Annotated in this window: 21 protein-coding genes and 1 tRNA gene; 5 read left to right on the forward strand and 17 right to left on the reverse strand. The window is 70.8% G+C overall.

Annotated features, from left to right (window positions below; all coding sequences use genetic code 11):
* Window positions 1-56 precede the first annotated feature (56 nt).
* Window positions 57-449, forward strand: coding sequence for a VOC family protein (locus ACIPJ2_RS10425; RefSeq protein ID WP_402728761.1), 393 nt, complete (start codon window positions 57-59; stop codon window positions 447-449).
* On the opposite strand, the gene ACIPJ2_RS10430 is transcribed toward ACIPJ2_RS10425, so the two are convergent.
* Both ACIPJ2_RS10430 and ACIPJ2_RS10435 read right to left on the reverse strand, forming a co-directional pair.
* Window positions 433-891 (reverse strand): NUDIX hydrolase, encoded by a 459-nt coding sequence (locus tag ACIPJ2_RS10430; RefSeq protein ID WP_402728762.1) that lies wholly within the window; start codon window positions 889-891, stop codon window positions 433-435. The two genes, ACIPJ2_RS10425 and ACIPJ2_RS10430, sit on opposite strands and share 17 nt — an antisense overlap.
* A gap of 23 nt (window positions 892-914) precedes the next feature.
* Window positions 915-1,676 (reverse strand): SDR family oxidoreductase, encoded by a 762-nt coding sequence (locus tag ACIPJ2_RS10435; protein WP_402728763.1) that lies wholly within the window; start codon window positions 1,674-1,676, stop codon window positions 915-917.
* A gap of 150 nt (window positions 1,677-1,826) precedes the next feature.
* Here ACIPJ2_RS10435 and ACIPJ2_RS10440 point away from each other — a divergent pair, with 150 nt between their 5' ends.
* Both ACIPJ2_RS10440 and ACIPJ2_RS10445 read left to right on the forward strand, forming a co-directional pair.
* The gene (locus ACIPJ2_RS10440) at window positions 1,827-2,300 is read left to right on the forward strand and encodes an NfeD family protein (protein WP_402728764.1); all 474 of its coding nucleotides are present in this window, start codon (window positions 1,827-1,829) and stop codon (window positions 2,298-2,300) included.
* Entirely contained in the window at window positions 2,297-3,457 is a 1,161-nt protein-coding gene (locus ACIPJ2_RS10445; protein WP_402728765.1) for an SPFH domain-containing protein, read from the forward strand. The genes ACIPJ2_RS10440 and ACIPJ2_RS10445 overlap by 4 nt, the downstream gene beginning before the upstream one ends.
* 59 nt (window positions 3,458-3,516) lie before the next feature.
* Here the strand turns inward: ACIPJ2_RS10445 and ACIPJ2_RS10450 are convergent, their stop codons facing one another.
* From ACIPJ2_RS10450 to ACIPJ2_RS10490, 9 genes are all read right to left on the reverse strand, one after another.
* Window positions 3,517-3,867 carry an RNA polymerase-binding protein RbpA gene (locus ACIPJ2_RS10450; RefSeq protein WP_281264600.1) on the reverse strand — a complete coding sequence of 117 codons (351 nt, stop codon included), beginning with the start codon at window positions 3,865-3,867 and terminating at the stop codon, window positions 3,517-3,519.
* A 113-nt stretch (window positions 3,868-3,980) separates the two neighbouring features.
* Complete coding sequence (lnt, locus tag ACIPJ2_RS10455; protein WP_402728766.1) at window positions 3,981-5,522, reverse strand: apolipoprotein N-acyltransferase; 1,542 nt, start codon at window positions 5,520-5,522, stop codon at window positions 3,981-3,983.
* 101 nt (window positions 5,523-5,623) lie between these two features.
* Complete coding sequence (locus ACIPJ2_RS10460; protein ID WP_402728767.1) at window positions 5,624-8,086, reverse strand: DEAD/DEAH box helicase; 2,463 nt, start codon at window positions 8,084-8,086, stop codon at window positions 5,624-5,626.
* Window positions 8,083-8,835 carry a twin-arginine translocase subunit TatC gene (gene tatC, locus ACIPJ2_RS10465; protein ID WP_281267580.1) on the reverse strand — a complete coding sequence of 251 codons (753 nt, stop codon included), beginning with the start codon at window positions 8,833-8,835 and terminating at the stop codon, window positions 8,083-8,085. The genes ACIPJ2_RS10460 and tatC overlap by 4 nt, the downstream gene beginning before the upstream one ends.
* Window positions 8,836-9,249: 414 nt before the next feature.
* Window positions 9,250-10,221: a YafY family protein gene (locus tag ACIPJ2_RS10470; protein WP_281264603.1), complete on the reverse strand. Its 972-nt coding sequence runs from the start codon at window positions 10,219-10,221 to the stop codon at window positions 9,250-9,252.
* Window positions 10,214-11,254 (reverse strand): helix-turn-helix transcriptional regulator, encoded by a 1,041-nt coding sequence (locus tag ACIPJ2_RS10475; protein WP_402728768.1) that lies wholly within the window; start codon window positions 11,252-11,254, stop codon window positions 10,214-10,216. Before ACIPJ2_RS10475 ends, ACIPJ2_RS10470 begins: the two co-directional genes overlap by 8 nt.
* Before the next feature lie 92 nt (window positions 11,255-11,346).
* A complete protein-coding gene (locus ACIPJ2_RS10480; RefSeq protein WP_402728769.1) occupies window positions 11,347-12,252 on the reverse strand; it encodes an FKBP-type peptidyl-prolyl cis-trans isomerase in 906 nt (301 codons plus the stop codon).
* Window positions 12,253-12,296: 44 nt separating this feature from the next.
* Window positions 12,297-13,388, reverse strand: a complete 1,092-nt coding sequence (locus tag ACIPJ2_RS10485) for a tRNA (adenine-N1)-methyltransferase (protein WP_402728770.1) — start codon at window positions 13,386-13,388, stop codon at window positions 12,297-12,299.
* On the reverse strand, window positions 13,385-14,113 hold the full coding sequence (locus ACIPJ2_RS10490; RefSeq protein ID WP_402728771.1) for an HAD family hydrolase: 729 nt from the start codon (window positions 14,111-14,113) through the stop codon (window positions 13,385-13,387). The genes ACIPJ2_RS10485 and ACIPJ2_RS10490 overlap by 4 nt, the downstream gene beginning before the upstream one ends.
* Window positions 14,114-14,250: 137 nt before the next feature.
* Between ACIPJ2_RS10490 and ACIPJ2_RS10495 the strand changes: the two genes are divergently transcribed.
* Window positions 14,251-15,183: a PAC2 family protein gene (locus ACIPJ2_RS10495; protein WP_402728772.1), complete on the forward strand. Its 933-nt coding sequence runs from the start codon at window positions 14,251-14,253 to the stop codon at window positions 15,181-15,183.
* 395 nt (window positions 15,184-15,578) lie between these two features.
* Here the strand turns inward: ACIPJ2_RS10495 and mshC are convergent, their stop codons facing one another.
* Genes mshC through ACIPJ2_RS10510 form a run of 3 tightly spaced genes read right to left on the reverse strand, consistent with a single transcriptional unit; the run spans window position 15,579 to window position 19,012 of the window.
* Window positions 15,579-16,820, reverse strand: coding sequence for a cysteine--1-D-myo-inosityl 2-amino-2-deoxy-alpha-D-glucopyranoside ligase (gene mshC / locus ACIPJ2_RS10500; RefSeq protein ID WP_402728773.1), 1,242 nt, complete (start codon window positions 16,818-16,820; stop codon window positions 15,579-15,581).
* The gene (locus ACIPJ2_RS10505; RefSeq protein ID WP_402728774.1) at window positions 16,817-17,644 is read right to left on the reverse strand and encodes an undecaprenyl-diphosphate phosphatase; all 828 of its coding nucleotides are present in this window, start codon (window positions 17,642-17,644) and stop codon (window positions 16,817-16,819) included. Before ACIPJ2_RS10505 ends, mshC begins: the two co-directional genes overlap by 4 nt.
* Window positions 17,645-17,692: 48 nt before the next feature.
* Entirely contained in the window at window positions 17,693-19,012 is a 1,320-nt protein-coding gene (locus ACIPJ2_RS10510) for a M20/M25/M40 family metallo-hydrolase (protein WP_402728775.1), read from the reverse strand.
* Between the two features lie 168 nt (window positions 19,013-19,180).
* Between ACIPJ2_RS10510 and ACIPJ2_RS10515 the strand changes: the two genes are divergently transcribed.
* Window positions 19,181-19,266, forward strand: a tRNA-Leu gene (locus ACIPJ2_RS10515).
* 298 nt (window positions 19,267-19,564) lie between these two features.
* Here ACIPJ2_RS10515 and ACIPJ2_RS10520 read toward each other — a convergent pair.
* The 3 genes from ACIPJ2_RS10520 to ACIPJ2_RS10530 form a co-directional block, all read right to left on the reverse strand.
* Entirely contained in the window at window positions 19,565-20,890 is a 1,326-nt protein-coding gene (locus ACIPJ2_RS10520; RefSeq protein WP_402728776.1) for an NAD(P)/FAD-dependent oxidoreductase, read from the reverse strand.
* 70 nt (window positions 20,891-20,960) lie between these two features.
* The gene (locus tag ACIPJ2_RS10525; protein WP_281264613.1) at window positions 20,961-21,164 is read right to left on the reverse strand and encodes a hypothetical protein; all 204 of its coding nucleotides are present in this window, start codon (window positions 21,162-21,164) and stop codon (window positions 20,961-20,963) included.
* A 13-nt stretch (window positions 21,165-21,177) separates the two neighbouring features.
* Window positions 21,178-22,971: a DEAD/DEAH box helicase gene (locus ACIPJ2_RS10530; protein ID WP_402728984.1), complete on the reverse strand. Its 1,794-nt coding sequence runs from the start codon at window positions 22,969-22,971 to the stop codon at window positions 21,178-21,180.
* Between the last annotated feature and the right edge of the window lie 103 nt (window positions 22,972-23,074).

The raw sequence follows: 23,074 nt of genomic DNA on the forward strand, positions 1-23,074 counted from the left end.
GGTACCGACCGGACCGCTGTCCGGACGGCGTCGGTGGCCACGGCCATACTGGCGCCATGGCACTCCGCTGGTACTCGATCGTCGTCGACAGCCACGACCCGCACGCGCTCGCGCGGTGGTGGGGTGAGACGCTCGCGTGGCCGGTCGTGTACGAGTCCGACGACGAAGCCGTGATCGCGCCGGAACACGCGCTCGAACTCCCGGAGGGCACGCCGCGCGAGCACCAGCCGCAGGGGCTCGTCTTCGTGCCGGTGCCGGAGGGCAAGACCGTGAAGAACCGGCTCCACATCGACCTCGCACCCGCGCCGGACGACTCGCACCAGGCAGAGATCGACGCCCTGGTGGCCCGGGGCGCGACGCTCGCCGACGTCGGTCAGCGCGACGTGCCGTGGGTGGTGCTGGCCGATCCCGAGGGCAACGAGTTCTGCGTGCTCACGCCCCGCGAGTGACCCGCCGGACCAGGTCGGGCAGCTCAGCGGGCTCGAACGGCTCGTCCGTGGCGTCGAGCTCGTCGGCCGTCCACCAGCGGGAACCGAGGATGTCGACCCGCTCGTCGTCGGTCCACTCGTCGCTCGACAGCACGAACCCGGTGGTCCGCACGACGTAGAACTCGGAGTGTCCGCGGTCGTGGTCCGCCTGGTCCCACGTGACGTCGAAGTCCCACGACCAGACCGGTTCGCCCGGGTCGGTGATGACGATGCCGGTCTCCTCGCGGAGCTCCCGGATCGCGGCGTCGCGGTGCGTCTCGCCCGGGTCGACTCCCCCACCAGGCGTGATCCACCGATGGAAGCCGTCGGACGACGGGGCGTTCGTGTCCATCAGGAACACGCGACCGTCGTCGTCGAGCAGCAGGATGCGGGAGGTCAGGCGGAGCCCGGGTGCAGCAGTCACCCGGCCGACGCTACCCCGACTGATCAGGCCGTGAAGCCGCTGACGTCGCCGACCAGGCGCGTGTTGTCCGCGGGGATCGGCTCGACCGCGGCGAGGGCGATCTCGGCGGCGAACTCGGACACACTGTAGAGCTTGCCGACGGCCCCGCGGCGTTCCTCGATCGCACCGGGGTTGATGCGGTTCAGGAGCGTCGCCGTGATCGTGCCCTCGATCATGTCGCCGGAGACGACGACGAACTCGATGCCGGCTGCCTCCAGCTGCGGGAGGAGCTCGCGGAGCGCGGTCTCACCGGCGTGCTTGCTCTTCGCGACGGGCAGGTACTCCGGCAGCGTCTCGGCCGTCTCGACGAAGTGGGCCTGGTGGCTCGTGACGAACACGATGCGGGAGCCGGCGGCCATGTGCGGCACGGCGGTCTGGAGCATGTCGACCTGCGCGTCGCGGTTCAGACGGAGCGCGTAGTCCTCGCCCATGCCGGACTCCATCCCACCCGAGGCGTTGAGCACCAGGAGGTCGATGCCGCCCCATGCCTGCACCACGGTGTCGACCATCGCCTGCACCGAGGCGTGGTCGGTCAGGTCGGCGCCGACCGCGAGGGCCTCTCCCCCGGCGGCGACGATGCCCTCGGCGATCTGCTCGGCGCGGCGGGCCTTGTTCCGGTAGTTGACGACCACCTTGGCCCCGGCCTCGGCCAGGTACCCGACGGTGTCTGCACCGATGCCGCGGGACGAGCCGGTGACGAGGGCGCGCTTGCCGGCGAGGGATCCGGGGGCGAGGGGGCTGCTCACAGTGGTGTTCTCCAGTTCGTGACCGTGCATCGGGACCGGTCGAGCCTACCAATCCGTGCGCCCGGTCAGACGTCGTTTGATATGTTGAACGGACTTGAACCGGCCGTCGCGACGCAGCGCTGCCGCGCGCGACCGAGGGAGGGAGATCGCGTGAACATCTCGGATTGGATCCAGACCATCGTCTGGATCGCTCTGGTGCTGGTGTTGGGGGTGGTCGAGGTGTTCACCCTCGACTTCATCTTCATCATGCTCGCAGCCGGAGCAGCGGGCGGCTTGATCGCCGCGCTCATCGGCGCTGAGTGGTGGCTGTCCGCCATCATCGCCGCGGCCGTCGCGCTCCTGCTCCTCGCGCTCGTCCGGCCCCGGCTCCTCGTCGCGCTCGGCCGGAACGCCGACCCCCACCGCACCGGCGTCGAGGGATTGGTCGGCATGCCCGGCACGGTCGCCGTCGCGTTCACCTCCACCGCCCCCGGCCAGGTCCGCCTGGCGAACGGCGAGACGTGGAGCGCGCGCATCGACGTCGCCGCCCCCGATCGCACTCCGCCGCTCGGCACCCACGTCGTCGTCGAGTCCATCGAGGGCTCGACCGCCGTCGTCCGCATCCAACAGAAGGCTGCTTCATGACCCTCGAACCCGGGACGATCGTGCTCCTCGTACTGATCGTCGTCATCGTCATCTTCGTGATCGTCGTCCTGGCCAAAGCGATCCGCATCGTCCCCCAGGCCACGGCGGGCATCGTCGAGCGGCTCGGCAAGTACCACAAGACCCTCAACCCGGGGTTGAACCTCCTGGTGCCGTTCATCGACCGGCTCCGGCCGCTGCTCGACATGCGCGAGCAGGTCGTGTCGTTCCCGCCGCAGCCGGTGATCACCGAGGACAACCTCGTGGTCTCGATCGACACCGTCGTGTACTTCCAGGTCACCGACGCCCGCGCCGCCACCTACGAGATCGCGAACTACCTCGGCGCCGTCGAGCAGCTGACGACCACCACGCTCCGCAACGTCGTCGGTGGGCTCAACCTCGAAGAGGCACTGACCAGCCGCGACAACATCAACGGCCAGCTCCGCGTGGTGCTGGACGAGGCGACCGGCAAGTGGGGCATCCGCGTCGGACGCGTGGAGCTCAAGGCCATCGAGCCGCCCGTGTCCATCCAGGACGCCATGGAGCAGCAGCTCCGAGCGGAGCGCAGCCGTCGTGCAGCGATCCTGCAGGCCGAGGGCACCAAGCAGTCGCAGATCCTCGAGGCAGAGGGCCAGCGACAGGCGGCGATCCTCGCCGCAGAGGGTGACGCCAAGGCCCAGGTGCTCCGCGCCGAGGGTGAGGCGCAGGCCATCGCGACGGTGTTCGACGCCATCCACACCGGCGACCCGGACGAGAAGCTGCTGTCGTACCAGTACCTGCAGACCCTGCCGAAGATCGCCGAGGGCACCGCGAACAAGCTCTGGATGATCCCGAGCGAGTTCACGGAGGCGCTGTCCGGCATCGCCAAGGGCTTCACCACGAGCCGCTCGGGCGCAGCGCCTGCCGCCGGCGGTGCGGGTGGGAGCGACTTCCTCGCGAAGATCTCCAAGCTGGCCAACGAGAGCCTGGCCAACACGGCGGCGACCGAGCCCGGGGGCGGCGCGGCTGCGGCGAACCCGAACGCGACCGCGGCGGACATCGTCCCGGACTCGGTGCTCGACGAGCGACTCGCCGAGTCGAACCGCAGCGTCGACGAGAAGCTCGCCGCTGCGGCCGAGGCCACGCGCGAGCAGCTCGGCGACGACCGCACGCAGCAGTAGGACGGAACGACGAAGGCCCGCTCCCATCGGGGAGCGGGCCTTCGTCGTTCGCCAGTGCCTCAGGCGCCGCGACGGGCGCGCAGGAACTGCAGTCGTTCCTGGAGCAGTTCCTCGAGCTCTTCGCGGGAGCGCCGCTCGAGCAGCATGTCCCAGTGGGTACGTGGCGCCTTGACGTCTTCTGCCGCGACCTCGACGGGCACCCCGTCGTCGCCGAGCAGGCGCCCTTCGCGTCCGCTCCTGGGGTCGGCCCAGCTCTGCGGGACCTCTGCCTCGGCAGAGAACACGACGTCGAACGTCTCGCCCGAGTCGGTCTGGTAGACCGCGCGCTTGCGGTCAGAGAGCTCGACGCCCTCTTCGCTCTGGAGGCTCTGGCTCCCGAGCCGCATGCCGCGGAGACTCCGATCAGCCATGGTGGACTCCTCTCGCTCGTTCCCCCCTTGCAACACTGTCCCACGCGGGTTCGTTCCGGAGCATCCGCATTCACAGTGGGTTCCCAGTGCGGGCCCGCGGGACGGGCGGACGCTCAGCGGCGGCGGGGCGTGTGGAACGGGGCGCAGGCGATGAGGACGAGGAGCCCGCCGAGCGAGAGGACGAGCGCGACCAGTCCGGACGCGACGGTGGCCGGCGTCGTGGAGGTCCCGAGGGGGACGTCGGTCACCATCGAAGTCGCGGTGTACTCCGGCACGCGGTCGATCGTCCGCCCGGAGGCGTCGATCACCTGCGAGGCGCCGACGGTCGAGATGTTCACGAGCGACCGGCCGGTCTCGATGGCCCGCATCCGCGCGATCTCGAGCTGCTGCAGGTTCTCGTCGGTGCCGGAGAAGTCGGCGTTGTTCGTCTGCGCGAGGATCACCTGCGCGCCGCCGTGGGCCATGTCCCGCGTCAGCCCGTCGTCGACGATGTCGAAGCAGATCGCGATGCCCGCCTTGATCCCGGCGACGTCGAGCACGTTCGGCTTCGTCCCCGGCGTGTAGTCGCGCTGCAGCAGTCCGATGAGCGACGGCGCGAGCTTGGAGAAGAACCACCGGTCCGGGACGTACTCGCCGAAGGGCACCGGGCGCTTCTTGTCGTAGGACGACTGCCATCCGTCGGCGGTCCAGACGAACGACGTGTTGTGGAGCACACCCGACGGTGTCTGGGTGATCGCGCCGGCGACGATGGGGGCACCGACCGACTGCACGACGGAGTTCAGCGCGCTCGCGATCACGGGCTGCTGGCGCGGGTCGAACTCCGCGGACGCCTCCGGCCAGACGACGAGGTCGACGCCCTTCGCGGACACGTCGGTCGCGGCGACCTGCGACTCGAGGACCTGCCCGGGCGCCGCCCGGTCGAAGTACCCGGCGGGACCGTTCCCCTGCACGGACTCGATGCGGATCGTCCCGTCGGTCGCTGTCGGCCAGGCGGGGACGGCGAGCACCGCCGCCACGAGGAGTCCGGCGACGGCGACGCGCATCCGGAGCTGGATCCCCCCGACGAGTCCCAGGGAGACGACGACGGCGACGCAGTACACGACGACGAACGACAACCCGAGGACGCCGACGTACGCGACGAGGTGGGCGAACGGGCTCTCGGACTGCGACAGCCCGACCCGCCCCCACGCGAACCCCCCGTACGGCCAGCTCCCGGAGAACCACTCGCGTCCGGTCCACAGTGCGGCGACCACGGCCGGGAGGCCCCACACGCGTCCGGCGGTCGAGGGCACGACGCGCGCGACCCAGCGGTACGCGAGGGCGATCGCGACGCTGCCGAGTGCGAACATGGCCGCCTCGAACAGCGCGAGCGCGAGCCACGGGACCGGCCCCAGGTAGCGCCCGGCCCACGAGATGGCCGGGATCCAGAACGCGACTCCCCCGAGGTAGCCGAGCCATGCCGCACGGCGCCACCCCTGTCCCATGGCGGACAGCAGCAGACAGGCCACCGCGGGGTAGGCGAGGAACCACCACCCGGGCGACGGGAAGGACAGTGCGAACAGGAGTCCCCCGATGACCGCCAGCGGCAGCGCGATCCGTACCCGCAGCGCCGCGAAGGGCGACGGCCTCGAGACACCGCCAAGTCCTTCACACACCGCGGGAATTGGCGGCGTCTCGGACGGACCGCGGCGTCTCGATGGGACGCGACCAACCGGCGGACGCACACCGGTCTCGGGAACCTGCACCGGGCCTCCCGTCAGACCGTCGCGTACGCGACGATGCCGCGGCGGACCGCGTCCGTCGCCCGTCGGGCGGTCTCGGCGAGCTCGGGGTCGCCGGCGTTCTTGATCTGGTCGAGGAGGTCGATGACCTGCTTGCACCACCGGACGAAGTCACCTGCTGCCAGGTCGAGCGACCGCAGGACGTCGTCGAGCGCCGAGCCGGACGCCCACCGGAACATGCCGACGGCGATCGCGGGGGTCGGCGGCTGCGAACCGGACAGCCGGGCGTCGCGCTCCACGTCGTCGAGGCGGGACCAGATCGTCAGGGTCTCGTCGAGCGCCGGGCGGAAGGCGCCGCGCGGCAGTGCGTGCTCGGTCCCCGGGGCGTCCTCCCGACGGGGCTGGTAGACGATCGTGGCGGCCATGGCGGCGAGCTGTGCCGGCGTGAGGTCCTTCCACACCCCGGCCTCGAGGCACTCGGCGACGAGCAGGTCCCGCTCGCCGTAGATCCGCTGCAGGCGACGACCACCGGCGGCGACGGTGAGCTCGCCGTCAGGACCGGCGGACGCGTCGTTCCCGCTCGGCACGAGGTACCCGAGCTGGACGAGCACGTCGGTCACCCGGTCGAACGTCGTCGCGACGGCGCCGGTCCGGGAGCGGATCTGCTGCACGAGCTTGTCGTTGACGCGCTTGAGCTTGTACCAGCGCTCCGCCCAGCGGGCGTGCGCTTCGCGGTCGGGGCAGGCGTGGCACGGGTGACGCTGCAGGGCGCGCCGCACCTCGGTGATCTGGGACTGGCGTTCCTGGCGGGCGCCGTGCGAGGCTTCGCGGCCGCCGGGGACGCTCGTGCGTTCGAGGTCCGAGAGCCGCCGTCGCAGCGCCGCGTACTCGGTGAAGTCGCCGAGGTGGCACGCCATCGACCGCTGGTAGCCGTCGAGCGACTCCTGCTGCGACCGCACCTTCCTGGCGAGGTCGACGACGGAGCGGTCCGCCTGGAACTGCGCGAAGGACGTCTCGAGGACCTCACGCGTGCGCTGTCGACCGAACTGCTCGATCAGGTTCACGGCCATGTTGTACGTCGGCTTGAACGAGGAGTTGAGCGGGTACGTCCGACGGCTGGCGAGCGACGCGACGGCCTGCGGTTCGAGGCCGTCGGTCCACTGGATGACCGAGTGCCCCTCGACGTCGATTCCCCGACGGCCTGCTCGACCCGTGAGCTGCGTGTACTCCCCCGGCGTGATCGGCACACGGGCCTCGCCGTTGAACTTCTCGAGCTTCTCGAGGACGACCGTGCGCGCCGGCATGTTGACCCCGAGCGCCAGGGTCTCCGTCGCGAAGACGACCTTGAGGAGCTTGCGCTGGAAGAGGTCCTCGACGACTTCCTTGAACGCGGGCAGGAGCCCGGCGTGGTGCGCAGCGACGCCCCGCTCGAGGCCTTCGAGCCACTCCCAGTACCCCAGGACGGCGAGGTCCTCGTCGAGGAGCGTCCGGCAGTGGTACTCCGCGGTCTCGCGGATCTCGTTCCGCTCTTCGCGGGTGGTCAGGGACACGCCGGACCGCAGGACCTGCCGGACACCCTGGTCGCACCCGTTGCGGCTGAACACGAAGAAGATCGCGGGGAGCAGCATCCGCTCGTCCAGCATGCGGGCGATGTGCTCGCGGTGCAGCTTCTCGGTGCGCGGGCCACGGCGGTCGACGTACCCGCCACGACCCCGACGTCCGCGGTGGCCGCCACGACTGTCGTTGCGCGAGCCACCGCCGACGAGACGCAGCAGCTCGGGGTTCACGCGGTTGGTCGCCGCGGCACCGGACGAGTCGAAGAGGTCGACCATCTTGTTGCCGACGAGCACGTGCTGCTCGAGGGGCACCGGACGGTCCTCGGACACGATGACGTCGGTGTCGCCGCGGACGGTCTGCAGCCAGTCGCCGAACTCCTCGGCGTTGGACACCGTCGCGCTGAGCGAGACCAGACGGACCTCGGTCGGCAGGTGCAGGATCACCTCTTCCCACACCGCGCCCCGGAACCGGTCGGCGAGGTAGTGGACCTCGTCCAGGACGACCCACGCCAGGTCGTCGAGCAGGTCGGAGTCCGCGTAGATCATGTTGCGGAGCACCTCGGTCGTCATCACGACGACCCGTGCCCGGGGGTTGACGTTCGTGTCGCCGGTGAGGAGCCCCACCTCGGACTCCCCGTACGCCTCCACGAGCTCCGCGTACTTCTGGTTGCTCAGCGCCTTCATCGGCGTCGTGTAGAACACCTTCGCCGTCGGCTGCCGCATCGCCAGCCAGATCGCGAACTCGGCGACGATCGTCTTGCCTGCGCCGGTCGGGGCGGCGACGAGCACGCTCCGCCCCTGGTCGAGCGCATCGCACGCGGCGAACTGGAACGCGTCCAGGTCGAACCGCAGGTCCGCACGGAACAGCTCCAGGTTGCGCGACCGGCTCCGGACGCGGGCGGCCTGGAACCGCTCGGCCGCGCTCAGCCCGGTGTCCGTCACAGGCCGTACTCGGCGTCGAGCTTGGCCTGGCGCTTCGCGAGACGACGGTCGTGCAGCCAGGTCACCACGCAGGCGGCGACGTAGAGCACCATCATCGGGATCGCGAGCAGGAACATCGAGATGACGTCGGCGCTCGGGGTCACGATCGCGCAGAAGACCAGGATGCAGAGGATGGCCACGCGCCAGGACTTGATGATCGACTTCGCCTCGAGCACGCCGACGAAGTTCAGCAGCACCAGGAACACGGGCAGCACGAAGGCGATGCCGACGGCCACGATGAGCTTGATGACGAAGTCGTAGTAGGCCTTCGCGTCGACGATGGAGGTGTCCTGGCTCGACACGAAGCTGCCGAGGATCCCGACGATGTGCGGCAGGACGTACCAGCCGAAGTAGCACCCGGCGAAGAACAGCGGGATCGCCGTGCCGAGGAAGCCCCACACGTACTGCTTCTCGCGCCGGACCAACGCCGGGACGATGAACGCCCAGATCTGGTAGAGCCAGACCGGGCTCGCGATCACGATGCCGATCGTGATCGCGATCTGCAGCTTGAGGTCGAACGCGCCCGTGATCATCGGGAAGTTCAGCTCGGCGGTGTGCCCGCCGACCTTCGCCAGCTGGGACACGGGGGCACGCAGCGAGTCGAGCACGAACGGAGTCAGGAACCAGCCGCCGACCGCACCGACGAGGACCGCGAGGACGGCCTTGAACAGGCGGTTGCGCAGCTCGATGAGGTGCTGCCCGAGGGACATGCGGCCTTCGGGTTCCTTCGGACGGCGACCCTGCCGCTTCTCTCGCCCGCGCGCGGTCGTCGAAGCCATGCGTCGATCCTACGGCAGCGCGGCCCTCGGTCGGCGGCGCGACGTGCGAACGCACAGCGCACCTTCGGGCGAGTGGTCACGACACCCCGCTCGCATCCGCGGACCGGTCAAGGTCCGTCGTCGTCGGGATCACCGACCGACGGTTTGCGACCGGTGGGCGGTCGGTGCGCGGGGTGTCGCGACCACTCGCCGCGGTCGGCGGCCGCTGTGGGTCCCGTGGGCAGTCGGCGGACGGGAGGCACGGTGCGGGCCGGGAACGAGCCTCCGGTCCGGTGGATGGTCGCGACCAGGGCGCGTCCGCTCCCACCCCGCGTCGCCACGCGCCCGCGTCGTGGGCCGCTCGCGTCAGGACGCGGGCAGCGCGGACGCGGCGAAGGCGCGCACGGCGTCTCGCGCGGCGGGCGGGTCGAGCACGACGGCCCGCCCCGGCAGGCCGGCGACGAGACGCACCACACCGTCGAACCCCGCGGACGCAGCGAGCCGGATGCGCACGCGCCGATCGGCGTCGGGCACGTCGGCGGTGTCCGCGAGGAAGTCCGCCACGAGCGGCAACGACGAGGCGTCGAGCTCCACGGTCACGATCACGTCGTCCGCGCTCTGCTGGAACAGCGTGTCGGGGATGGTGACGTCGTCCGTCGAGTGCGACGCCTGGCGGTCGTCGACGCGCACGGCCGACATCCGGTCCAGTCGGAACGTGCGGAGTGCTGCACGATCGAGGTCCCAGGCGCGGAGGTACCAGTCCGTGTCGATGGACTCCACGCGGAGCGGGTCCACCGAGCGCGTGCTGCCCTGGGTTCGCGGCCCGGCGTAGTCGAACACGAGTCCACGGCCGTCGGACATCGCCTGCCGGATGGTGGCGAGCGTGGCGTCGTGGCGCTCCTGGCCGACGGCGACGTTCGCGGATGCTCCACCAGCACCGCGGGAGAGCTTCGCCATCAGCGCCCGGATGGCGTCGCGGTCGGCGGCTTCCGGCAGCGCGGAGAGGTACTGCAGCCCTGCGATGAGCGCAGATGCTTCTCGTGCGGAGAGCCTCGGGGAGTCGTCGATCGCCACGAGGTTCGTCAGCACGATCATGTCGTTCTGCTCGAAGTCGTCCCAGGCGATGTCGAACAGGTCGCCGTGCTGGTACTGCATCGTCTCGCCGGGGATCCCCGACACGGCGATGAGCTCGACCGCGCGGCGGATCCTGGTCTCCGGGACGCCGAAGTGCCGAGCGGCCTCGGCCACGGAGACCCGCTCGCGGTCGATCAGGTACGGCACCAGTGCGAGCAGGAACGCGAGCTTGTCCTGCGCCTGGAGCGGCTGGGGTTCAGCCACGGAGCACCTCTTCGCTGTGGTCGGCGACTTCGCCGTGGTCAGCGACGAGCCCGCGGAGACGGTCGAGCACGCGGTCGCGGACGTCCGCGGGTTCGAGCACCTGCACCTCTGGGCCGAAGGCGGCGAGTTCCTCGGCGAGGATCTGCGGGTCGACGTAGTGGAGCACGAGGACGCCGTCGCCCTGTGCGGTGGTGTCCCGCCGACGGCCGAGACGGCGTTCGGCATCCGACCCGGGGACGACCGCGATCGTCGCCGTGCGCTCGGACCAGAGCCGGTCGAGTTCCGCGAGCGTCCGCTCCCCCGCACCGGCGGGCGCCGGGTGGCGACCGGGCTCGTACGTCGTGACGGGACCGACGATCCGCGAGAGCAGGTAGTTCTTGTCGGAGTCCGTCGAGCGTTCGTGTGCGGCGAGCATCCACCGGCCACCATGCTGCACGAGCGCCAGCGGAGCGACGTCGCGCCGTCGTGCTTCGTGTTCACCAGGGGTGATGTAGTCGAACCGGACGGCTGCCGCGCGGTCGAGCGCGGCACGGAGTGGTTCGAACGCGGCGTCCCGCGCGCGGAGCCGCGGAGCGTACGCGTCCATGCCGGTCGCGCCGGCGCTGCCGTCGTCGTCACCGGCGGAACGGACCTTGAGGAGCGCTCGACGCGAATCGGACGACAGGGCCCCTTCGCGCCACGCCATCGCCGCGAGCGACAGCAACGCCGATTCGTCCGGGGTGAACCGGACGTCGAGAGGCAGGTCGTACTCGCCCTTCGGGATGCGGTACCGGAGGGTCTGGTTGTTGCCGGACGATCCGGGGGTCTCGATGGTCTCGAGCGGGATGCCGAGTTCGCGGACGTCGTCCTTGTCGCGTTCGAACTGCCGCTCGAGCGACGCGTTGTCACCACCGGCCGTGAACCGCTGTCGGTAGCCCTGGACGTTCGTCAGGATCTCGGACTTCGTCAGGCCCGACTCGGTCGACAGCAGCGCGAGTACGAGGCTGAACAGGCGTTCTTCCGCCGGTACGCGGGGCACACGGGTGGCTGGCACGAGCCGATCCTACGGCAGCGCGGGGGCACCGGAGTGCACCCGCGCGCGGGTTCGTGGAGAGCGGACGAGCGTCGTCAGGACCGGGATCCGGGTCAGGACTTCATCGAGCCGAGCACGTCGATGACGTACGCGTAGGCCACACCCTGCTGGTGGACGATCGCGAGCACCTGGTCGCCGACCTTCCGGCCGACGAGCGCGCTGCGCACGCCTTCCTGGACCTGCCCCTTGGCGAGCGGCACGGTCTGGGCGCCGGTCCCGTCGGTCCAGCTCGACCCGGCGACCGTGGAGTCGTTCCCCCACGTGACGGCGGTGTACTTGATGACCGCGGTGTCCTTGTCGGTGAGCACCTCGCCGTGGCCCTTGCGGAGCAGGTGGGTCTCGTCGGAGGACGGGGCCGCGGACGACGGCACCGTGATGCCGGGGGCACCGTCCGGGGCCAGGACGACGGCGGGCATGTGGTCACCCGCGAGCTGCGGGGTCCCGGTGGCGCGGGAGTCGAACGCCCGCTTGACGTCGATCACCGCGACGACGGCGTCCTCCGTCTTCTTGGTCGAGGTCGCGCCGCTCGACAGCGCACTCTGCGGCAGTGCCACGGCGAGCCGGTCGCCGACCTTCGCGCACTCGAGCGCCTTGCCGAGGGCACCGGCGTTCGAGGAACCCGCGGTGATCGGCGCGGTCGTGCCGGAGTACCCGCTGGTCTGCGCGACCTTCCCGGTGGCGCCGTCGACGAGCGTGTACTCGATGAGGACCGGCGTACCGTCCCCCACCGTGCGGCCGTCGCCCTGCTTCAGGACCGAGACCTGGGTGCCCTTCGTGGTGAGCCCCGCGGGGATCGACACCTTCGGCTCCTTGCCGAACGCGCCCGACGCGGTGACGGACTCGGACGCGGCACCGGGAGCGTTGCAGCTCGACGGCGTCGTGCCGGCTCCGCTCGACGCGCACGCCGTGAGCGACGCGGCCAGTCCGATGGTGACCAGGAGTGCGGGGATGGTGCGCACGGACCCTCTTTCCGTTCGATGCGGGGCGGGCAACGGTCGGTAGCCTACCGGTCGTCTCCATCAGGATCGGACGCGTCCATCGCGCCGGCGCCTGCCGCGTCCGCGGCTTCGGCGGCCGCGACCTTCCGGGCCTGTGCCGCCGCCTGGCGCGCCACCTTGCGGAGCTTCTTGTCGCTGGCGGACCGTTCGCCGACGGCGCCCGGCGTCCAGGCCTCGACGTCCTCGTCGGAGAACTCGGCCTTGCCTGCGCGTCGCTTCAGGTTCGGCAGGACCACACCGTCGGCCAGACAGCGTGCCGTCACGAGGAACCCGGTGTGTCCGACCATGCGGTGGTCCGGTCGGACGGCGAGCCCCTCGACGTGCCAGGTGCGCACGAGCGTCTCGCTCGACTGGGGGTCGGTGAACCGGCCGGTGTCGCGGAGCGCCTCCGCCGTGCGGCTCAGCTGCGTGACGGTCGCGACGTAGCAGACGATCAGCCCGCCGGGCACGAGCGCGTCGGCGGCCGCGTCGACGCACTCCCACGGCGCGAGCATGTCGAGCACGACGCGGTCGACGCTCTGGGGTTCGGTGGCACCGGGGAGCTCCTCGACGAGGTCGCCGACGGTCACGCTCCAGTTGTCCGGCACGGCGCCGAGGAAGGTGCCGACGTTCCCACGGGCGATCTCGGCGAACTCGTCGCGACGCTCGAACGACTGCAGGCGGCCGGTCGGACCGATCGCGCGGAGCAGCCAGAGCGAGAGCGCGCCGGAGCCGACACCGGCCTCGACCACGCGGGCCCCGGGGAAGACGTCGGCGAACGCCACGATCTGGGCGGCGTCCTTCGGGTAGACGATCGCGGCACCGCGCGGCATCGACATGACGTAGTCGTTCAGCAGCGGCCGGAGCGCGAGGTACTCGTCGCCCGAGCTCGCGGTGATGACGGACCCGTCCGGCTGCCCGATCACGTCGTCGTGCGCGAGCATGCCGCGGTGCGTGTGGTAGATCACGCCGGGCTCGAGCGACAGCGTCGTGAGCTTGCCCTTGGGGCCGGTGAGCTGCACGCGGTCCCCCGCGCGGAACGAGCCGCGCGGCGGGGTGTGCGGGGTGCCGCCGGTCGTGTGCGGCAGTCCGGTGGTGTCGGGGAGGTCGGCGTTCATCGTGCGACCTCCTCGGCGTCGGTGGCGGACCCACCGGCTCGTGCGGCCAGCGCCGGCGAGGTGAGCGCCACGAGCCGGTCCACGTCGACACCGGCGAGCGACGTCAGGTAGACGTCGCCGGCCGTCTCCGGCAGCGGCACGATGTGTTCGACGGCGATCGTGACCGCGCCCGACGCGACGGCCGCGGCGACTCCGGTGGCGGAGTCCTCGATCGCGACGCATGCGGTGGCGTCGACGCCCAGCTGGGCGGCTGCGGTCAGGTACGCCTCGGGATGGGGCTTCGGGTGCTCGACGTCGTCACCGGCGACGACGACCCGGAACGGGTGGTCCGCCAGGGCGTCAGCGGCGACGAGCGCCATGTTCCGGCGGGACATCGTCACGAGCGCGGTGGGGATGCCGCGGGCGTGCAGTTCCTCGATGAGCTCACGCGCACCGGGTCGCCACGGCAGGTCGTCGTGCGCCAGCCGCTCCATGACGTACGAGGTCATCCACTGGACGATCTCCTCGACCTCCATGTCGACGCCCTTGTCCCGCAGGATCTCCCCCGAGCGCTCGAGGCCGCTCCCCACCAAGGAGAGCCCGTCCTCGTGGGTCCACTCGGCGCCGTAGCGACCGGTCAGCTCCACTTGGGACTGCTGCCAGATCGGCTCGGTGTCGATGATCGTGCCGTCCATGTCCCACAGCACGGCTGCGGGCTGGACGAGGGCGAGGGGATGCGCGGTCACGGGCGACGAGTCTACCGGCGCACGCGGTCGCCGAAGGCCCTGGGGCCTATTGTGGATGCCTGATCGTGTCCGGTCGGCTGTGGACGGTCCGCCTCCCGCGCCGACCCGCTCCACTCCACCTCCAGGAGGTCCGCTCCGTGCCACAGCACTCCCCCTTCAACGACGGCCGCCTGCTGGTCGTCGCGTTCGAGGGCTGGAACGACGCCGGGGAAGCCGCCAGTGGCCTCGCCCGGCGGATCGTCGACGCACTCGGGCTCGACGAACTGCGGGAGATCGACGGGGAGCAGTACGTCGACTACCAGTTCAACCGCCCGACCGTCGGCAGCGACGACAACGGCGTCCGCGGGATCCAGTGGCCGCGCATCGTGCTGCACGGCCCCGGCGACGTCGGACGCCCGGTCATCGGCGCGGCGGGTTCCCCGGCGGAGCGCGACGTCTTCGTGCTCGTCGGACCGGAGCCGTCCCGCACGTGGCGGGCGTTCTGCGCCGAGATCATCGACCTCGCCGACGTGTACTCCATCGACGCGGTGGTGTTCGTCGGCGCCATGCTCGCGGACGTCCCGCACACCCGTCCGATCTCGGTGTTCGTGTCGAGCGAGAACGCCGGCGTCCGTGCCGCGTTCGACGTCGACAAGTCGTCCTACGAGGGCCCCACCGGCATCCTCGGTGTGCTCTCCGACACGATGGACAAGGCCGGACTCACGACGCTGTCCCTCTGGGCCTCGGTCCCGCACTACGTGCACAACGCGCCGTCGCCCAAGGCCACGCTGTCGCTCCTGGACAAGATGGAGGAGCTCACCGACGTCACGGTCCCCCGCGGCACGCTCCTCGACGACGCGACGCAGTGGGAAGAGGGCATCGACGCCCTGGCCTCCGATGACGAGGACATGGCGTCGTACATCGAGCAGCTCGAGCAGGCGCGCGACACCGTCGACTCCCCCGAGGCGTCGGGTGACGCCATCGCGCAGGAGTTCGAGCAGTACCTGCGGCGTCGGGAGCGCAAGGACGGCAAGGACGGTCCCGGCCAGGCGGGCGAGGGCCCGTGGCGGCCCCCGCAGCCGCCGCAGTAGGAGCGCGCGACGACGGACGGGAGGTGGGCCCCACCAGCCGGTACCGGCGCACCGCGCCAGCGGGGTGACGGCCGAGCCTGGAGGGACGGTGCCAGCTGGCACCGAGCCTCCCGTCCGATTCGGGCCCCGTCCGGATCCCGCGCCGCGCCCGCCGACCGCCGCCCGCCGACTGGTCACGACACCCCGTCCGCCTCTCGCCGACCGGTCACGAACTGTGGCTCGCGGGCGGCCGGAACGAAGGATCGTGGCCGCTCGGCAGACGTGAGCGGGGTGTTGTGACCGGTCGGCACCAGCCGGTCGGCAGGTGCCGGTCGGCAGGTGCCGGTCGGCAGGTGCCGGTCGGCAGGTGCCGGTCGGCAGGTGCCGGTCGGCAGGTGCCGACAGCGGGGCGCGCGTCAGGCGATGCGGATGCCGAGCAGGGCGTCGACCAGGTCGACGAGCTCGGGCGTGCACCGGGTCCCGCCGGCGACCGCGGTGTCGACGGCCGCGACCGCACCCGGCGTGTCGAGGTCGTCGGCGACGCGCGCTCGGATGCGCGCGATGACGTCGTCGGCGTCGTCGGCGTGCCCGGCGCCCGCCGTCGCCCAGGAGTCCCAGGCCGCGAGCCGTCGGATGGCGCTCGACAGTTCGGCGTCGAACCACTCCCAGTCGTCCGAGTACCGGTGCGAGAGGAGCGCGAGCCGGATCGCACGGGGATCGGCCCCGTCGTCGAGCAGGCCGCGGACCGTGACCAGGTTGCCGAGCGACTTCGAGATCTTCTCGCCCTGGTACGCGATCATGCCGGTGTGCACGTACGCGTGCGCCAACGGCTGGTGCGCCAGCGCCGCAGCGTGCCCAGCACTCATCTCGTGGTGCGGGAAGACGAGGTCGCTGCCACCGCCCTGCACGCTGATCGGCAGCCCCAACCGGTCGCCGGCGATGACGCTGCACTCGATGTGCCAGCCGGGGCGCCCCTCGCCGAGCACGGTCTCCCAGCGCGGCTCCCCCGCACGGGCGGCCCGCCAGAGCAGCGGGTCGAGCGGGTCGCGCTTGCCGGCACGGTCGGGATCGCCGCCGCGTTCGGCGGACAGGGCCAGCATCGTCTCGCGGTCCATGCGGCTCTCGTCGCCGAGCGCCCAGGACTCGGTCGGACGGTTCACGTCGAAGTAGAGGTCGTCGCCGGCAGAGTCGGGCGTCGGCACGCTGTAGGCATAGCCGGTCTCCTGCAGGAACGCGACGGCCTCGGCGATGCGCTCGACCTCGTCGGTGACGGCCACGTAGTCGTCGGGCGGCATGATGCGCAGGGCTTCCATGTCCCGGCGGAACAGGTCGATCTGCGACGCCGCGAGCTCCTGCCAGTCGACGCCGTCACGGGTCGCCCGCTCGAGCAGCGGGTCGTCCACGTCGGTGGTGTTCTGCGCGTACTCGACGTCGAGTCCGGCGTCGCGCCAGGCCCGGCCGAGTGTGTCGAACGCCAGGTACGTCGCCGCGTGTCCCAGGTGCGTGGCGTCGTACGGGGTGATCCCGCAGACGTACAGCGCCGCACGGTCGTCACCGCGGGTCGGGTCGACGGGCTTCCCGGTCGCCGTGTCGTGCACGACCGGACGGGGTCCGGTCCCGCCGACGTCGGGGACGGACGGGGCCTCCCAGGCCCTCACGGCTGGATCACTCCGAGCGACAGCAACACGATGAGAACAATACCGAGTGCGATGCGGTAGTAGACGAACGGCATGAAGCTGCGCTTGCTGATGTAGTTCATGAACGCCGCGATCACGACGAACCCGACGACGAACGCCACGACGGTCGCGATGACCGTGTCGGCCACGCCGAACGGCGCGCCGGTGTCACTGAGGCTGGTCGCGGCCTCGTACAGGCCGGACAGGAAGACCGCCGGGATCGCGAGCAGGAACGCGAAGCGCGCGGCTGCGGCACGGGTGTAGCCGAGGGCGAGCCCCATCGAGACGGTGGCCCCGGAGCGCGAGACACCGGGAACGAGTGCGAGGACCTGCGCGATGCCGATGAGGATCCCACCGCCGAAGGTCATGTGCTCGATCCGGCGTTCCTTGCGGCCGACCCGGTCGAGCACACCGAGGACGATGCCGAACACGATGAGGACGATCGCGACGATCCAGAGCGACCGGAAGGTGGTCTCGATGGAGTGTTGCAGCAGGAGTCCGACGACGCCGATCGGGATCGTGCCGATGATCACGAGCCAGCCGAGTCGCACGTCGGGGTCATTGCGCGGAACCCTGCCACCGAGCGCCCCGAACCAGCGTTTGACGATGCGCGTGATGTCCCGCCAGAAGTAGATGAGCACCGCGGTCTCGGTCCCGAGCTGCGTCACGGCGGTGAACGCGGCACCCGGGTCCTGCGCGTCCGGCAGGAAGAGTCCGACGATGCGCAGGTGTGCGCTGGAGGAGACGGGCAGGAACTCGGTCAGTCCCTGCACGAAGCCGAGGAAGATCGCCTCGAGGATGTGCACTGGCGCGGCCTTTCGGGTCGTGGTCGCCGGTGGCGACCCGACAGCATATCAATACGACGCGAGCAGGTCCCCGAGGACACGACGACCGAACGCGAGCGAGTCCAGCGGCACGCGCTCGTCGACACCGTGGAACATCGCCGGGAAGTCGACGCCGGCCGGTAGTTGCAGCGGTACGAAGCCGTAGCCCGCGATGCCGAGGGTCGACAGCGCCTTGTTGTCGGTCCCGCCGGACAGCAGGTACGGCAGCACCGGCGCACCCGGGTCGTGGCGGCCGAGGACGTCACGGACGGCGTCCACGAGCGGGCCGCCGAAGTCCTGCTCGAGACCGATGTCGCGGAAGGACATCACGACCTCGACGTCGTCGCCGGCGAGCTCCCGCACGCGCTCGAGGACCGTCTCTTCGTCGCCGGGCAGGCACCGGATGTCGATGAGCGCCTCGGCGGCGTCGGGGATGACGTTGTGCTTGTACCCGGCCTGGAGCACCGTCGGGTTCGACGTCGTGTGGAGCGCCGCGTGGATGAACCGGGACGCCGATCCCGTCGCGAGGGCCACTTCGTCCGGGCCGGTCACCGCGGGGTCGACGCCGAGGAACCGTGCAACCTCGGCGATCATCGCCTCGGTCGTGGCGGACAGCCGGACTGGCCACTCCTCGCTGCCGATCCGGGCGACCGCCGCTGCGAGTTTGGTCACGGCGTTGTCGCGGATGACGTGCGAGCCGTGCGCCGCGGTGCCCTTCGCGACGAGCTTGATCCACATCAGGGCCTTCTCGCCGGTCTGCAGCAGGTAGGCGCGGCGGTCACCGAGCGTGATGGAGTAGCCACCGACCTCGCTGATGGCGGCCGACGCTCCGGCGAACACCTCGGGGTGCTCGGACACGACGTGGTGCGAGCCGAGGACTCCCCCGGCTTCCTCGTCCGCGAAGTACGCGATCACGAGGTCGCGCTCGGGTGCCCCCTGCGCGGCGATCACGTCACCGAGGGCGGTGAGCATCATCGCGTCCATGTTCTTCATGTCCACCGCGCCGCGGCCCCACAGCATGCCGTCCTTGACCACGCCGCCGAACGGGTCGACGCTCCAGTTCGCGGGATCGGCCGGGACGACGTCGAGGTGGCCGTGCACGACGAGCGCCGGCTTGCTGCGATCACGCCCGGGGATGCGTGCGACGACGCTCACCCGGTCGGGCTCCGACTCGAACAGCTGCGGCGTCGCGCCGAGCTCCTGCAGCTTGGCTTCGACGTAGTGCGCCGCTTCCGTCTCGCCCCTCGAACGGCCTTCGCCCCAGTTCGTGGTGTCGATCCGGATGAGGTCCCTGGCGATCGCCGCGGTGGTTTCGAGCTCGGTCGTGGTGGCCGCGGGATCCGTCGTCATGCACCAACGCTATCGGGCACCGCTGACGCGCCGGAACTCGCCGTCACCGGAGGACGCGCCCGGGATGCGCGCCCGTGTTCAACGTGCGTTCACAGCCGTGCTAATGTCTTCTCCGGCAGCAACGCCGGGGAAACCCGCCGGAGCGGCCGACAACTGAAACGAACACCTGTCCGGGTGGCGGAATTGGTAGACGCGCTAGCTTGAGGTGCTAGTGCCCGTATTAGGGCGTGGGGGTTCAAGTCCCCCCTCGGACACGCAGTGTTGAGACACGCGGCGAACGGCTCACCTTCGGGTGGGCCGTTCGTTTTTGCGCGCCCGTTTGCTCCCGCCGTACCAGTCGTTGCGTCCGCAAAGGGCGACAGGGTCGCTGTGGTACGACAACGGGTACGTCGCAACCGCGCGCATGCAACTGTTGCGCCCGCAAGGAGCGACAGGGTCGCTGTCGTACGACAACGGCGTGGTCGTTCCGAGTCGGGAGCGGGAGCGCAGCAGACGGACGGGAGGCCCGGTGCCAGCTGGCACCGGGCCTCCCGTCGGTCAGGCAGTCGCGCGCTACTTCGTCGCGTCCACGAAGGCGCGGCGCGGGTCGGTCTCCTTGATGAGCGAGGTCGCATCGCGACCGGAGACCGCGCCGGTCACCCAGCCGATCACGATGCGCGCCTTGCGGTTCAGGGTCGGCATCGCGTAGACGTGGTACGCCCGGTGTGCGAGCCACGCGAGGAGGTTCGTCATCTTGATGCCCTTGATGTTCGCGGCACCCTTCCCGACGCCGTACGAGGCGACGGTCCCGATCGACGGGTGGCGGTACTCCTCGAGCGGCTTGCCCGTGATCGTCGCGACGACGTTGTCCGCCGCCACGACGGCCTGGCGCACGGCGTTCTGGGCGTTCGGCGGGTAGTACGCCGGCTGCTTGTCCGCGGTGAGGTCGGGGACCTGCGCGACGTCGCCGAGACCCCAGACGCCCGGGACGACCTCGTGCGTCTCCTCGTTCTCGACCTGGAGCTTCGCGTTGGCGGCGAGGTGCCCCTTCGGCCCGCGCGGCAGGTCGGAGGCGTCGAGGAGCGGGTTCGGCTTGACGCCGGCGGTCCAGACGAGCAGACCGGTGGCGAACTCGTCACCGTCGGAGAGCTTCACGACACCACCCTCGCAGCTCGGCATCGTGGTCTTCAGGCGGACGTCGATGCCGCGGGCGCGGAGGGATTCGAGGGTCCACTTCGACAGCTCGGGGCCGACCTCCGGTGCCACGCGGTCGAGCGCGTCGATGAGCACCCAGCGCGGCTGCTCCCCCGCGAGCGACGGGTAGGTCTTGATCGCGGCCTGCGAGACGTCGAACAGCTCACCGATCGCCTCGACGCCGGTGTAGCCGCCGCCGATGAAGATGCTGGTCAGGAGCCGGCGACGCTCGTCCTCGTCACGGGTCGCCGCGGCCTTCGCGATGTTGTCGAGCAGCTTCGCTCGGACGTACGCCGCCTCTTCCACGCTCTTGAAGCCGACGCCGACTTCTTCGAGTCCGGGCGTCGGGAAGGTCCGCGTGACGGAGCCGAGCGCGACGACGAGCTGGTCGTAGCCGAGCGTGCGGTCGTCGCCGCCGGCCGTGGCGATCGAGACGGTCTTGTCGGCGGACGAGATCCCGGTCACCTTGCCCTGGATCACCCGGGTCTTGCGCAGCGCACGGCGGAGCTCGACCGTGACGTCCTTCGGCGCGATGTGACCGCCGGCGACCTCTGGCAGGAACGGCAGGTACGTGTAGTACGTGTTCTGGTCGACGAGGGTGATGCGCATCGGGACGGTCGCGGCGTGCTTCTGGAGCTGCTTGACGGTCGTGTAGCCGGCCGAGCCGCCACCGAGGACGAGGACGTGAGGGATGGAGTCTGCCATTCCTCCGGTCTACTCGATCTGACCTTGCTGCGTCATGTACGCCGCGCAGAATGCCGAGATCCGGTCGAGATCAACGACGGCCGTCGCGCAACCGCCACCACGCCGTCTCGGCGAGGTCGACCCCGAGGTACACCCCGTGCGCGGTCCGGCGCGACTCGGTGAGGCTGAAGCGGCGGAGACGGTACCCGCCACCGAACCGGTCGATGATCGCCTCGGGAGAGGACTCGGCCGTGCGCTTCACGAGCCAGGTCCGGTCGTCGACGGCGACGATCACGCGCGCACCCGGGTCACCGGCGCCCGCCGATGCGGGAGCGCAGCAGGTCGATGCGTTTCTGGATCTGCTCGATGCTCGCCTGTGCGACGGCCGGTCCCCCGCTGATCCGACGGAGTTCGGCGTGGATGGCGCCGTGCGGCTCGTTCGAGTGCCTGGACCAGATCGAGACGAGCCGCTGGAGCTCCGACCGTTGTTCCTTGAGCGTCATGTACATGGGCCGGTTCTCGGGCGCTGCCGCCTTCGGTTGGCCGTCCTTCACGGCGCGACCCTTCGAGCGCTTCGCCTGGGTGGCCTGTCGCGCACGCAGCAGGTCGCGCACCTGGTCGGGTTCGAGGAGCCCGGGGATCCCGATGAAGTCGAGTTCTTCCAGCGAGCCGATCTCGCCACCGGTGCCGAACTCACCGCCGTCGTAGAGGACACGGTCGAACGACGCCTGCGAGTCGAGGGCCTCGAACGGCTGCACGTCGAGGAGGCTCTCCGAGGCACGCTCTTCCTTGTTGGCCTCGGCGACCATCGCGTCTTCCGGGTTGTACATCCCGTCGTCGGCGTCCTTCGGGCGGTCGAGGGCGTGGTCGCGCTCGAGCTCGAGGGTCGCGGCGAGGGCCATCAGCCCCGGGACGCTCGGCAGGAACACCGACGCCGTCTCCCCACGGCGACGTGCACGCACGAAGCGGCCGATCACCTGCGCGAAGAACAGCGGCGTGCTCGCGCTGGTCGCGTACACCCCGACGCAGAGCCGGGGGACGTCGACCCCTTCCGACACCATCCGGACCGCGACCATCCACCGTGAGGTGTCCGCGGCGAACGCGCCGATCCGGCTCGATCCCGCCGCTTCGTCGGAGAGGACGACGGTCGGGCGCTCCCCCGTGATCTGCTGCAGGATCCTGGCGTACGCACGCGCGGTCGTGGTGTCGGTCGCGATGACCAGGCCGCCGGCGTCCGGCACACCGCGCCGGACCTCGGTCAGGCGCTTGTCGGCCGCCGACAGCACCGCCGGCATCCACTCGCCTTCCGGGGAGAGGGCCGTGCGCCACGCCTGGGCCGTGATGTCCTTCGTGACCTGCTCGCCGAGGGATGCCGACATCTCGTCGCCCATGCGCGTCTTCCAGCGCATCTGGCCGGCGTACGCCATGAACAGCACAGGACGGACCACGCCGTCCTGCAGGGCGCGTCCGTAGCCGTAGTTGTAGTCGGAGATCGACGTGCGGATGCCCTGCTCGTCGGGGGCGTACTGCACGAACGGGATCGGTGCGGTGTCCGAGCGGAACGGCGTCCCGGAGAGCGACAGCCGCCGGGTGGCCCCGCTGAACGCCTCCCTGATGCCGTCGCCCCACGTGAGTGCGTCGCCGCCGTGGTGGACCTCGTCGAGGATCACGAGCGTGCGCCCGCCCTCGGTGATCTTCTTGTGGACCTCGGGGTTCATGCCGACCTGGGCGTACGTGATCGCGACCCCCTGGTAGTGCCGACCGAACATGCCGTCGCCGTTCTTGAACATCGGGTCGATGCGGATGTTCACGCGGTCGGCGGCATCCGCCCACTGGCGCTTCAGGTGTTCCGTCGGTGCGACGACCACGATGCGGTCGACGGTGCCCCGGGCGAGCAGTTCGGTCGCGAGCCGGAGCGCGAACGTCGTCTTGCCGGCACCGGGCGTCGCGGCCGCGAGGAAGTCGCGCGGTTCGGTCTCGAAGTACTTGGTGAGCGCTTCGACCTGCCAGGCGCGGAGCTTCGACGCGGTGCCCCATGCCGCGCGGTCCGGGAAGGCCGGCGAGAGGTGCTCCGCCGCGGCGTTCCCCGCGATCTCGGCCAGTTCGGCCGGCGCGAGTTCGGCCGATGCCGATCGGGCCTGCCCGAGTTCCTCCGACGGCGCCGTGGCCCGCTCGGTGTCGAGTCCGTCGGCCGCGGCGTGCTGC

Origin of the sequence: Curtobacterium sp. NPDC090217 (genome assembly GCF_044746705.1) — a bacterium.
Classification (GTDB): domain Bacteria; phylum Actinomycetota; class Actinomycetes; order Actinomycetales; family Microbacteriaceae; genus Curtobacterium.

Excerpts from the sequence above, each read along its gene's own strand:
- ACIPJ2_RS10425 (WP_402728761.1), top strand. The coding sequence starts at position 57 with ATGGCACTCCGCTGGTACTCGATCGTCGTCGACAGCCACGACCCGCAC.
- ACIPJ2_RS10445 (WP_402728765.1), top strand. The coding sequence starts at position 2,297 with ATGACCCTCGAACCCGGGACGATCGTGCTCCTCGTACTGATCGTCGTC.
- ACIPJ2_RS10450 (WP_281264600.1), bottom strand. The coding sequence starts at position 3,867 with ATGGCTGATCGGAGTCTCCGCGGCATGCGGCTCGGGAGCCAGAGCCTC.
- tatC (WP_281267580.1), bottom strand. The coding sequence starts at position 8,835 with ATGTCCCTCGGGCAGCACCTCATCGAGCTGCGCAACCGCCTGTTCAAG.
- ACIPJ2_RS10485 (WP_402728770.1), bottom strand. The coding sequence starts at position 13,388 with ATGAACGCCGACCTCCCCGACACCACCGGACTGCCGCACACGACCGGC.
- ACIPJ2_RS10510 (WP_402728775.1), bottom strand. The coding sequence starts at position 19,012 with ATGACGACGGATCCCGCGGCCACCACGACCGAGCTCGAAACCACCGCG.
- ACIPJ2_RS10520 (WP_402728776.1), bottom strand. The coding sequence starts at position 20,890 with ATGGCAGACTCCATCCCTCACGTCCTCGTCCTCGGTGGCGGCTCGGCC.